We start from the raw sequence: 12191 nt of genomic DNA, 5'->3' as shown, positions 1-12191 counted from the left end.
AACCGGCGCCGTTGCGTCATTCCACGAGGATTGCATGAGCAAGCAGATTCTGATTCTTCCCGGCGACGGCATCGGCCCGGAAATCATGGCCGAAGCGGTCAAGGTACTGACGCGCATCGACGCGCAGCACGGTCTTGGCTACAGCCTGGTGTACGACGAACTGGGTGGCGCGGCCTACGACAAGTACGGCAGCCCGTTGGCCGATGAAACACTGGAGCGCGCACGCGCTGCCGATGCAGTGCTGCTGGGCGCAGTCGGTGGCCCCCAGTGGGACACCATCGACCCGTCGCTGCGCCCGGAACGCGGCCTGCTCAAAATCCGCTCGCAGCTGGGCCTGTTCGCCAACCTGCGCCCGGCGTTGCTGTATCCGCAATTGGCCGATGCCTCCACGCTCAAGCCGGAGGTGGTGTCCGGGCTGGATCTGCTGATCCTGCGCGAACTCACCGGCGGCATTTACTTCGGTCAGCCGCGCGGTACGCGCACGCTGGATAACGGCGAACGCCAGGCCTACGACACCTTGCCGTACAGCGAAAGCGAGATCCGCCGCATCGCCAAGGCCGGCTTCGACATGGCGCGCTTGCGTGGCAAAAAGTTGTGCTCGGTCGACAAGGCCAACGTGCTGGCATCCAGCCAGCTCTGGCGTGCAGTGGTCGAAGAAGTCGCCAAGGACTACCCGGATATCGTGCTGTCGCACATGTACGTGGACAACGCGGCCATGCAGTTGGTGCGTGCGCCCAAGCAGTTCGATGTGATCGTGACCGACAACATGTTCGGCGACATCCTGTCCGACCAGGCCTCCATGCTCACCGGCTCGATCGGCATGCTGCCATCGGCCTCGCTGGATGCCAACAACAAGGGCATGTACGAGCCGTGCCACGGTTCGGCGCCGGACATCGCCGGCAAGGGCATCGCCAATCCGTTGGCCACCATCCTGTCGGTGGCGATGATGTTGCGCTACACCTTCGCGCAGGCCGCCGCTGCCGATGCGATCGAGCAAGCTGTCGGCAAGGTGCTCGACCAAGGCCTGCGCACTGCCGACATCTGGTCGGAAGGCACCACCAAGGTCGGCACCGTGGCAATGGGCGATGCAGTGGTGGCCGCGCTGTAAAAGTGCTCGCTTTCTCGAAGCGTTGTAGTTGTACTGGTGGTTATCGTTCTTCGGGCGATAGCCACTTTCGTGTGGTGGCTCTCCATGTCTGATCACATCAGTCAAGCGAAGCACTCGCATTGAAGTGAGGGATGTCGCGCACAGAATTTTTCGACAGAAGCGTATTGGTCGATCGTGCGATGCCGCATCCGGTGTCGGGACACGCCGTGAATCCGTCCCTGGAGGCTTGTTGGCGGCATCCATGCCGCCAACGGTCCCGCCCCTGGACACGACGCCGCGCTCCTACTCTTTGCGGTTGCTGATCGGCAAGCAAGCATTCTTAGAAGACGTTCAAATTACCAATCACCAAACACCAAAACGGCCAGCGGATCACTCCGCCGGCCGTCAGGTTTGCATCGTCCAGCGAATGAGCAGTGTTACGCCACCGCAGCGGTCTTGCCGGCGACCACGCCGCGCTCGCGCTGACGCAGCAGGCGGTTGGCCACATCCAGCCATGCCAGTGCGCTGGCTTCGATGATGTCCTTGCTGGTGCCGGTGCCTTCGTATTCCACACCCTCGTGGCGCACGCTCAGGCTGGCTTCGCCACGTGCGTCCGCACCGATGCCCACGCTGTGGACCTGGTAGCTGTCCAGTTCCAGCTTCACGCCAGTGGCCGAGGCCAGCGCTCCGAATAGCGCATCCACCGGACCATTGCCTTGCGCAGTTTCGGCGACGCGATTGCCTTCCGGATCGGACAATTCCACCAGCGCATTCGCGCGGCTGCCGACATCGCTGATGGTCATCGAGGCCAGGCGATAGCCTTCCTGGACGGTGGCGTCCTGCATCAATGTTTGCAGATCCACGTCGGTGACCACGCGCTGCTTCTCGCACAGCGCCTTGAACTGCTCGAACACCAGCTTGACCTCTTCCTCTTCCAGCAGGTAGCCCAATGCACGCAGGCGTTGCTCGACCGCTGCACGGCCGCTATGGCGGCCCAGCACCATCTGCGACGATTCCCAGCCCACGTCTTCCGGGCGCATGATTTCGTAGGTGCCGCGGTGGCGCAGCATGCCGTGCTGATGGATGCCCGATTCGTGCGCGAACGCGTTGCCGCCCACCACCGCCTTGTTGCGCTGCACCGGCATGCCGACCAGGCGCTGTAGCAACTGCGACGTGGACACGATGCGCGGCGTGTTGATGTCGCTATCGATGTTGTAGAACGCGCCGCGCACCTTCAGCGCCATGGTGATTTCTTCCAGCGCGCAGTTGCCGGCGCGCTCGCCGATACCATTGATGGTGCATTCGACCTGGCGTGCGCCGCCTTCGATGGCGGCCAGCGAGTTGGCTACCGCCAGGCCCAGATCGTTATGGCAGTGCGCGCTGAAGATGACGCTGTCGGCACCTTCCACGCTGGCGATCAGGCGCGAGAACATGCCGCGGATTTCTTCCGGCGTGGTGAAGCCCACCGTATCGGGCAGATTGATGGTGGTGGCACCGGCGGCGATGGCCACGCGCGTGACCTCGGCCAGGAAATCTTCTTCGGTGCGCGTGGCATCTTCGGCAGAAAATTCCACATCGTCGATGTAGCTGCGTGCCAATGTCACATGCCTGTGCACCGATTCCAGCACCTGCTCGCGGCTCATCCGCAGTTTGTGCTCGCGGTGCAACGGGCTGGTAGACAGGAACACATGCAGGCGCGGATTGGCGGCCGCTTCCAGCACGCGCGCCGAGGTTTCGATATCGGCCTGCAGGCAGCGCGACAGCACCGCCAGCGTAGGGCGCCGCAGTTCGCGTCCCATCATTGCGACCGCTTCGCGGTCGGAGTGCGAGCTGGCCGGGAAGCCGGTTTCGATAATGTCCACGCCGAGCTCGTCCAGCGCGCGCGCCATCACCAGCTTTTGCTGGGGCGTCATGCTGCAGCCGGGGGATTGCTCGCCGTCGCGCAGGGTGGTGTCGAAAATTCGGATACGCGGCGTCTGGTTGGATACGGTCGTGTTCACCAGGAAGACTCCTCTACGGCGATGGCGGTGAAAGGCGTTGGAGCGACTGCGGATGGGCGGGAAAGAACGGGTGTGTGGGGTGAAGGCTTGGCGCTGCGTTCGTTACGCAGTCGCTCGGTATTGCGACGGCGCGGCTTGCGTGGCGGACGCGGCCGCACTTCGGACAAGAGTGTGGCCAGAACGGTTGCGTCGATATTACCGCCAGAGACCACCGCACATTTGCGTTTCCCTGAAACGCGGCGACCGGCGGCCAAGGCGAGTGCCCCCGCACCTTCGGCGATAACGTGTTCTTCCAGTGCCAAGCGCACCACTGTTTCGCGTAATTCTGCCTCGCGCACGATCACCACATCGTCGAGCAGGCTCGCGCACAGGCGGCGGGTGAGGAAACCGGGAATCTTGACCTTCACACCGTCGGCCAGGGTGGGGACGGGAGTGATTTCGCGGAAGTCGCCGCGCACCGCACGGGCCATCGAATCTACGCCTTCCACCTGCGCGCCGACAATGCGCACGCCCTGCGATTTCAACGCCAGCGCCACACCGGACGCCAGCCCGCCGCCGCCAATCGGCACGATCACCACGTCCGGCGCATGCGCCGCCAGCTCGATGCCCACCGTGCCCTGGCCGGCGATCACGTCCGGGTCGTCGAAAGCGGACAGGAAGCGATAGCCGTTCTGATCGGCCAGTTCGCGCGCGAACGTAAAGGCCTCGTCATAGCTGTTGCCGTGTTGCCGCACGGTGGCGCCCCAGTGCGCGACGCCGGCGATCTTGGTCTGCGGGGCGCCAAACGGCATCACCGTGATGGCCTGCACGCCCAGCCGATAGGCCGACCACGCGACACCTTGGGCGTGATTGCCTGCCGAGGCGCAGATCACCGGACGCTCGTCACCGCGTTCCAGCCCGGCCAGCAACGCATTCAATGCGCCGCGCACCTTGTAGGACCCGGTGCGCTGCAAATTCTCCAGCTTCAACCACACGCCGAAACGCTCGGCGTAATGCAGTGGCGTGGGCGACAGGTACTTGCGCAGACGTGCCTGTGCGGCCAGTACGTCGGCCACGCTGATGGCCACCTCGCTTACCTCTGGCTCCTGTGCGGAAGGGCGGCCGGAATCAGGCATTGCGGCACGCGCGCGGCCGATCCGGAAGAAGACACCTCCGGACGGCGATCTGATGGTCACGCGAGGTGTGCGTGACCGGGCTCTGCGTACCCGAAGCCTGCATGGTCATGCCGCCGCCTCGACCGAATCCAATGCGGTGATCACCACCGACTCGCAGTCGTACACCTTTTCCAGTTGCAGGCGCAGCGTTTCGGGCGGACGGCTGCTGTCCACGTCCAGTTGCAGATGCCAGCGCCCGGCAGCGTCGGGTGCAGCAGCGCCCTGGATCGCGCACGGGCGAAACCCGCGGCGCTCGGTCATGCCGATCACCCGCACCAGTGCGCCTTCGGCCGGCTTCAACACCAGGTCAAGCCGGTAACGCATGTGTCGTCTCCTTGGCCGCGTGTGCGGGATTGCTGTCCAGCATGGTGCTGTTGGCGTTGTTGGGCGGCACCAGCGGCCACACGTTGGCGCGTGCGTCGATGGCCACATGCAGCAGGCCGGGGCCGGGCTGGGCCAGTAACTCCGCCAGCGCCGCATCCACGTCGCCGCGCGCGATGATGCGCTTGGCCGGGATGCCGAACACCTGCGCCAATGCCGCGAAATCCGGGTTGTCGGACAGGTCGATCTCGCTGTAACGCTCGGCAAAAAACAGCTCCTGCCATTGCCGCACCATGCCCAGCGAGCTGTTATCCAGCAGCACGATCTTCACCGGCAGCTTGCAGCGCGCAATCGTCACCAGCTCCTGCACATTCATCATGAAACTGCCGTCGCCGGAGACCAGTACCACGGTACGGTCCGGGCAGGCGAACTGCGCGCCCATCGCCGCCGGCAGGCCGAAGCCCATGGTGCCCAGCGCGCCACTGGTGAGGTGATTACGTGGATGGTTGAAGCGGCAATGCTGGGCCACCCACATCTGATGCTGACCGACATCGCAGGCGATGATGGTGTCGGCCGGGGCCACTTCGCTCAGGCGCTTCAGCAGCGCCGGGGCGTAGATGTCGGTACCGGGCGCGTCGTAACGCGCGCCGAATTTTTCGCGGTTGGCAAAACAGCGCGTGCGCCAGGCCTGGCAGTTGCCACGTGCCGCACTCAATGCTTTCAGACTGGTTGCCACATCGCCGGGCACCGCGATATCGGCGGTGCGCAGCTTGGAGATTTCATACGCGTCGGCATCCAGATGGATGACGCGCGCAAACGGGGCAAACTCGCTCAATTTGCCGGTGGCACGGTCGTCGAACCGTGCGCCCACCACCAGCAGCAGGTCGCATTCCTGGATGGCCATATTGGCCGCACGGGTGCCGTGCATGCCCAGCATGCCCAGGTAATCCGGATGCGCATGCGGCAACGCGCCCAGGCCGCGCAAGGTCAGCGCGGTCGGGATGCCGGTGGCTTCGACGAAGCGACGGAATGCATCCACAGCCCCGGCCAGTGCAATCCCGCCACCGCCGTACACCACCGGGCGCTCGGCACCGGCGATCGCCGCCAGTGCGTCGGCCAGTTTCGCATCCGCCGGTGCCGGCGGCGGCAACACCGCGGCCGGAACATGCACCGGCAGATGCGAGGCATCGGCCACCTGCACGTCCTTGGGCAGGTCGATCAGCACCGGCCCGGGACGTCCTTCGCGCGCGATGCGAAACGCCTCGCGCACCATTGCCGGAAGGTCCTCCACACGCCGCACCAGAAAGCTGTGCTTGACGATCGGCATTGTCATGCCGAACACGTCCAGTTCCTGGAACGCGTCGGTGCCCAGCAACGGCGTGGCGACCTGGCCGGTCAGGCACACCATCGGCACCGAATCGAGCATCGCGTCGGCGATGCCGGTGACCAGGTTGGACGCGCCGGGGCCGGAGGTGGCCACGCATACGCCGACCCGGCCGCTGGCACGTGCATAGCCATTGGCAGCGAGTGCGGCGCCCTGTTCGTGACGGACCAGGATGTGCTTGAGCCTGGAATCCACCAGGGCGTCGTAGAACGGCATGATGGTGCCGCCCGGATAGCCGAACAGCGTTTCCACGCCTTCGGCTTCCAGGGCCTGCGTCAGCCAGCGCGCGCCGTTTCGGGGCGCGCTGTGTGCGGAGGTGTTCATGCGTTGCGGACCTTCGGTTTAAGCGGTGGGGGAGGCGGCGTTACGCCGCCTGTTGATTCGCGGGTGCGGCGGCGGCCTGCTGCTGACCGTTGAGCCACACCATCTTGGCGCGCAGCTTCTTGCCCACTTCCTCGATCGGGTGCTCCAGATCGGCCTGCTTGAACTTGCTGTAGTTCGGCAGGCCGGCTTCGTACTCGGCCACCCAGTTCTTGGTGAAGGTGCCGTTCTGGATGTCGGTCAGCACGTCCTTCATGCGCGCCTTGGTGCTGGCGTCGATCACGCGCGGGCCGCTGACATAGTCGCCGTATTGTGCGGTTTCGGAGACGAATTCCAGCATGCGGGTGATGCCGCCTTCATAGAACAGGTCCACGATCAACTTCAATTCGTGCAGCACTTCGTAGTACGCGATTTCCGGCTGGTAGCCGGCTTCCACCAGCACTTCGAACCCGGCCTGCACCAGCGACGAGGCGCCGCCGCACAGCACGGCCTGCTCGCCGAACAGATCGGTTTCGGTCTCTTCCTTGAAGGTGGTCTTGATGATGTTGGCGCGCGCGCCGCCCAGGCCGCCGGCATAGGTCAGCGCGAACTGCTCGGCCTTGCCGCTGGTGTCCTGGTACACCGCATAGATGCACGGCACGCCGCGGCCGATTTCATATTCGCGACGCACCAGCGCGCCCGGGCCCTTGGGCGCGACCAGCACCACGTCCAGATCGGCGCGCGGGGTGATCATGTCGAAATGCACGTTCAGGCCATGCGCGAACAGCAGGCAGGCACCCTGTTTCATGTTCGGGGCGATGACCTCTTCATAGAGCTTCTTCTGCACCATGTCCGGGGTCAGGATGGCGACCAGGTCGGCGCTCTTGACCGCCTCTGAGGGCGCCACGACGGTGAAGCCGTCGGCCTGGGCCTTGGATTCGGTCGGGCCACCGGCACGCAGGCCGACAGTGACGTCGAAGCCGGAATCGCGCAGGTTCAGCGCATGCGCGCGGCCCTGGCTGCCGTAGCCGATGATCGCGATTTTCGGTTGGGTGTCGTTGCTCATGAAGGTGTCCTTGCGGGGTTGGCAGTGGAGATTGCAGTGGAAAGAGATCAGCCGGCAGTGCAGACACTGGCCGGCTGAGCAAAGCGGGGATGCGCGACGGCACTGCACATGCAGACGCTGCCAGCAGCGCAGGGATGGGCGTTGCTGGTAGATGTTCTGGCGATGTTGGTGATGTCGTTCATGTCATTCGAAACTTTTGGTGGTCCCTGAAACGCGAAACCCCGCGCCGTTGCCGGTGCGGGGTCTGATCGAAGCCTTGTGTGTCTGTTGCCTACACGAAGTCTCGTCCCGCACCGGTTGGCGAGGTAATAAGTACGAGCACGAGAAGCGAGGCTGCCAACGCGCCGGAAGGCGCGGACATCAGGGCGTTCGAGGTGGTGGGGCGGTGGTGCATGGAGCTGAGATAACCATCGCGGCAGCCAGGGTGTCAACCCTTGCGCATGAAACCGCTGCATCGATCTGCAGAGATGCGTACAAAGCCGTGCGGCAGCAGCATGGTTACCACTGAAACAGCATCGGCCTGACACAACAAGCGCCGACGGCGGTCACCATCTGCGCGGCATTCAACGTGCCGGGCAGCATGTACCGAACGAGGCAGCCCGGCCCGCTGGTATGGTTGGCGTCTCACACGTTGTGTCCGGGGATTTTCTGTCATGCGTTGCGTACCTGTGTTGTTGGTGTCTGCCTTGGCGCTGCTTGCGCTACCTCTCAGCGCTGCCGATCGGATCACCGGGCAGCCCTTCGCCACCCGTTCGGAAGTCATCGCGCCGCATGCGATGGCCGCCACCTCGCAACCGCTGGCCACCCAGATCGCGTTGGATGTCATGAAGAACGGTGGCTCGGCGGTGGATGCGGCGATCGCGGCCAATGCCGCGCTGGGCCTGATGGAGCCGACCGGCAACGGCGTCGGCGGGGACCTGTTCGCGATCGTGTGGGACCCCAAGACCAGCAAACTTTACGGTTACAACGGCTCGGGCCGCTCGCCCAAGTCGCTGACCCTGGCCGAGTTCCAGCGGCGCGGCCTGAAGGACATTCCGCCGACCGGCCCGCTGCCGGTGTCGGTGCCGGGCGCGGTGGACGGCTGGTTCGCCCTGCATGAGCGCTTCGGGCGCAAGCCGATGGCGCAGAATCTGGCGCCGGCCATCCGCTACGCGCGCGAAGGCCATCCGGTGGCCGAAACCATTGCCTATTACTGGGACCGTTCGGTGCCGCGCCTGTCGCAGTACCCCGGCTTCAAGGAGCAGTTCACCATCGACGGCCACGCCCCGCGCAAGGGCGAGCTGTGGAAGAACCCGAACCTGGCCAATACGCTGCAGCAGATCGCCGATGGCGGCCGTGATGCGTTCTACAAGGGCGCCATCGCGCGCACCATCGGCGCCTATTTCAAGGCCAATGGCGGCTACCTCAGCTACGAGGACATGGCCAGCCATCGGGGCGAGTGGGTGGAGCCGGTCAGCACCAACTATCGCGGCTACGACGTCTGGGAACTGCCACCCAACAGCCAGGGCATTGCCGCCTTGCAGATGCTCAATATTCTGGAAGGCTACGATTTTTCCAAGATCCCGTTCGGCTCGGCCGAGCATGTGCACCTGTTCACCGAGGCCAAGAAGCTGGCGTTTGCCGACCGTGCGCGCTTTTATGCCGACCCGGCGTTCCAGCCCGCACCGCTGGCCAAGCTGGTGTCCAAGGACTACGCGGCCCAGCGCCGCGGGCTGATCTCCATGGACAAGGCACTCAAGGAAGTGCAACCGGGCACGCCCAAGCAGCTGGAAGAGGGCGACACCATCTACATGACCGTGGCCGATGCCGACGGCATGATGGTGTCGCTGATCCAGTCCAACTACCGCGGCATGGGCAGCGGCATGGCGCCGCCGGGGCTGGGCTTCATCCTGCAGGACCGCGGCGAGATGTTCGTGCTCAAGAAGGATCACCCCAACGGCTACGCGCCAGGCAAGCGGCCGTTCCAGACCATCATCCCGGCCTTCGTCACCAAGGACGGCAAGCCGTGGCTGAGCTTCGGCGTGATGGGCGGGGCGATGCAGCCGCAGGGGCATGTGCAGATCGTGATGAACCTGGTGGACTTCCATATGAATCTGCAGGAAGCCGGCGATGCACCGCGTATCCAGCACGAAGGCTCCACCGAGCCCACCGGCCAGGCCACCGCGATGAGCGATGGCGGCGAGGTCAACCTGGAAACCGGTTTTTCCTACGACACCATTCGCGGGCTGATGCGCAAAGGCCACCAGGTGATCTTTGCCGACGGCCCGTATGGCGGTTATCAGGCGATCGCGCGCGACCCGGCCAACGGCGTGTACTACGGTGCCTCGGAAAGCCGCAAGGACGGCCAGGCGGCCGGATACTGAGCGCACTCACGTAAATGCGGGCGCTACTCAATTCTTTGCGCAGCGCGCCGCTAATCAAGTGATGGAGCAGGAGCCCTCATGAATTCGATGCAACAGCCCGAGCCGCCGTCGCAGACCCAGGCGGCCCTGCTTCCGGACGCGCCGGTCGCCTTGCTGCGGCTGTCTGCCGAGGCCTGCCTGGTGGCCTGCAACCGCGCCGGCCTGGATGTACTGGGCAAAACTTCAGCCGAACTGCAGGGTGCGCCGGCGTCGGTGTTATGGGGATTGAGCGCAGCCGATCTGGTCGGCGAAGACGGCGTGTGGGCCGCCCCGGGCGACGACCCGGCCCGGCGCGTGCGCTACGTGCGCGATCGCGAGCACGGCGGCTGGATGCTGTCGCTGCCGCACGTGGAAACCGCGATCCTGCTGCGCGAGGCCACGCGGCTGGCCGATGGCAGCCGCCCGGTGCCGATCTCGCCCCTGTTGCAGCCGTTGGTGGCGCGCCTGCACGCCGAACATGAAGACCGCACGGTGCTGGAGCGCACCGCGCAGGCGCTGGCCGGCTGCGAACTCGAACTGCTGTTGCCGCCCGGGTTGGCGGACACCGACATGGGCCGCCGGCTACAGGCCGGCTTCGGCAATCTGGCCGAAGCGATCCGCCAAGCCGTGGCGCTGTCGGTGCAGATTGCCGCCGAAGTGCCGCCGCTGGTGGCCGAAAATGACGAGATGGTGCGTCAATCGCAGGCGCAGACCGAGGCGCTGGACGGCGCACGCACGGCCGTGGAGCGGTTGTCGTCCAGCCTGCAGGACGTTAATGCTGAACTGGCGCAAGTGATCGCGCTGGCGGCCAGCGCCGACGACAGCGCGCGCCAGGGCGTGGCCGCGGCGCACGCGCTGGGCCAGGCCATGCATGAAGTGGAACGCCGTGCGGCACGTGCGGGCGAGGTCATCGAGGTCATCGACTCGGTGGCGTTCCAGACCAATATCCTGTCGATCAACGCCAGCATCGAGGCCGCACATGCCGGCGATGCCGGCCGCGGCTTTGCGGTGGTCGCCACCGAGATCCGCCGCCTGGCCGAACGCGCCGCCGCGGCGGCACGCGACGTGCGCGCGATCCTGGCCGAGACCAGCGCCGCAGTGGGCGAGGGCGCGGCCTCCGCGCGCGGCACCGAAGCAGTGCTCGATGGCATCACCCGCGTCCTCGGGCAGGCCAGCAGCGCGATGACCACGGTGGCCGGGCGCATCCAGGCGCAGGACGGCGAGATCCGCGGGATCGAACGCGCAGTGGATGGCGTGGTGGCCCTGGGCCGCAGCAATCTGCAGCACGCCGCGCATGTGGCCGAACGCAGCGAAGCGCTGGAGCGCGGTACAGAAACCCTGCGCGATTGCGTGGGCTTGTTCCGCTTGCCGCCGGACCCGCTGCAGGTGCCCAGGCACGCGCGGGTCAAGGAACTGGCGGTCGCCACGGCCGGCAAGATCGGCACCGCCCTGGCGCAAGCCATTGCGCGCGGTCAGATCGACGAAGCGGCGTTGTTCGCGCAGACCTATACGCCGATCGCCGGCGTGGAGCCGCCCAAGTTCAGTACCGACTTCGACGCGGTCTGCGATCAGGTGTTGCCGCCGCTGCAGGAGCCGTTGCTGGATGCGCACCCGTGGATCGTATTCGCCATCTGCGCCAATCCCGACGGCTACGTGCCCACCCACAACCTGCGCTTCACCCAACCGCTGACCGGCGATGCCAAGCGCGATCTGGTCGGCAACCGCACCAAGCGCAAGTTCACCGACCGCGTCGGCCGGAGCGTCGGTGCGCACACCGACCCGTACCGCCTGCAGGTCTATCGCCGCGACACCGGGCAGATCATGTTCGACCTGTCGGCCCCGATCTTCGTCGGTCGCAAGCACTGGGGCGGCTTGCGGGTGGGGTACACCCTGGAGTGACCGTCCGCATCCGGCCGGGCCCTGGCTGTCGTGCGTCAACGCGGCAACCCAAAAAAAGCCGCCGGAATCGGCGACAGGGAGCGCGCGCAGGTTTCTTGTTGTAGTGCAGGCAGGCTAGTTGCACGGTGTGCCGTGGAAATGTCTGCGCATGTCACCGGGGAAGTGCCGAGCGTTGCGTTCAGCCTAGGGTGGTGTGCAGCGCTCCGGCGGATGTGGCCGCCGTCACCACATTACCGATGTGTTGCAGGCCGCGATCTGGCTGCGTTAACAAGTGCCGCGAACCCGAGGGCGCCGTTTGTTCCATCGGCGGGAAACTCACGCCGCGCGGTTTGCCTTCGGATTTAGATCGACCAGAGCAATGCGGCCTGCCGTATGGCCCCGCGTGCTTTTCAGGTTGCTCTGCAGCATTGCGCATGCGTGTCTGCCGCCAGCGGAGGCGATGTGGTTTAATCGCCGCCGAAGTGGGGGTACCGCGGCGTGCTGCGGTTGAGATAGTCCCTTCGAACCTGATCCGGCTCATACCGGCGTAGGGAAGCTTCGTTAGATGCGAGGGTCCGTGCCTGCACGGTCACCTGAGTGTTGAGCGCCGCCGCTTCGTC

Annotated in this window: 8 protein-coding genes and 1 riboswitch; of the genes, 3 read left to right on the top strand and 5 right to left on the bottom strand. The window is 65.4% G+C overall.

From position 1 onward, the window contains the following. The first annotated feature begins 34 nt into the window (after positions 1-34). The gene (gene leuB, locus M3O59_RS16665) at positions 35-1108 is read left to right on the top strand and encodes a 3-isopropylmalate dehydrogenase (RefSeq protein WP_116905898.1); all 1074 of its coding nucleotides are present in this window, start codon (positions 35-37) and stop codon (positions 1106-1108) included. Between the two features lie 416 nt (positions 1109-1524). On the opposite strand, the gene M3O59_RS16660 is transcribed toward leuB, so the two are convergent. The 5 genes from M3O59_RS16660 to ilvC form a co-directional block, all read right to left on the bottom strand. Continuing rightward, a complete protein-coding gene (locus M3O59_RS16660; protein WP_064629229.1) occupies positions 1525-3087 on the bottom strand; it encodes a 2-isopropylmalate synthase in 1563 nt (520 codons plus the stop codon). Then, positions 3084-4154 carry a threonine dehydratase gene (locus M3O59_RS16655; protein WP_249047083.1) on the bottom strand — a complete coding sequence of 357 codons (1071 nt, stop codon included), beginning with the start codon at positions 4152-4154 and terminating at the stop codon, positions 3084-3086. The genes M3O59_RS16660 and M3O59_RS16655 overlap by 4 nt, the downstream gene beginning before the upstream one ends. A gap of 153 nt (positions 4155-4307) precedes the next feature. Continuing rightward, positions 4308-4565, bottom strand: coding sequence for an ACT domain-containing protein (locus M3O59_RS16650; RefSeq protein WP_064629225.1), 258 nt, complete (start codon positions 4563-4565; stop codon positions 4308-4310). Continuing rightward, a complete protein-coding gene (gene ilvG / locus M3O59_RS16645; RefSeq protein WP_116905900.1) occupies positions 4549-6270 on the bottom strand; it encodes an acetolactate synthase 2 catalytic subunit in 1722 nt (573 codons plus the stop codon). The genes M3O59_RS16650 and ilvG overlap by 17 nt, the downstream gene beginning before the upstream one ends. A 40-nt stretch (positions 6271-6310) precedes the next feature. Further along, on the bottom strand, positions 6311-7312 hold the full coding sequence (gene ilvC / locus M3O59_RS16640; RefSeq protein ID WP_064629222.1) for a ketol-acid reductoisomerase: 1002 nt from the start codon (positions 7310-7312) through the stop codon (positions 6311-6313). Positions 7313-7965: 653 nt separating this feature from the next. Here ilvC and ggt point away from each other — a divergent pair. Together ggt and M3O59_RS16630 are read left to right on the top strand one after the other, a co-directional pair. After that, on the top strand, positions 7966-9675 hold the full coding sequence (gene ggt / locus M3O59_RS16635; protein WP_249047079.1) for a gamma-glutamyltransferase: 1710 nt from the start codon (positions 7966-7968) through the stop codon (positions 9673-9675). 78 nt (positions 9676-9753) lie between these two features. Beyond that, positions 9754-11592 carry a methyl-accepting chemotaxis protein gene (locus M3O59_RS16630; RefSeq protein WP_181920554.1) on the top strand — a complete coding sequence of 613 codons (1839 nt, stop codon included), beginning with the start codon at positions 9754-9756 and terminating at the stop codon, positions 11590-11592. Between the two features lie 453 nt (positions 11593-12045). Then, a riboswitch (TPP riboswitch) is annotated at positions 12046-12143 on the top strand. Positions 12144-12191 lie beyond the last annotated feature (48 nt).

It is taken from the genome of Xanthomonas nasturtii, assembly GCF_023337365.3.
Classification (GTDB): Bacteria; Pseudomonadota; Gammaproteobacteria; order Xanthomonadales; family Xanthomonadaceae; genus Xanthomonas; species Xanthomonas nasturtii.
This window is presented reverse-complemented; position numbering and strand designations above follow the sequence as displayed.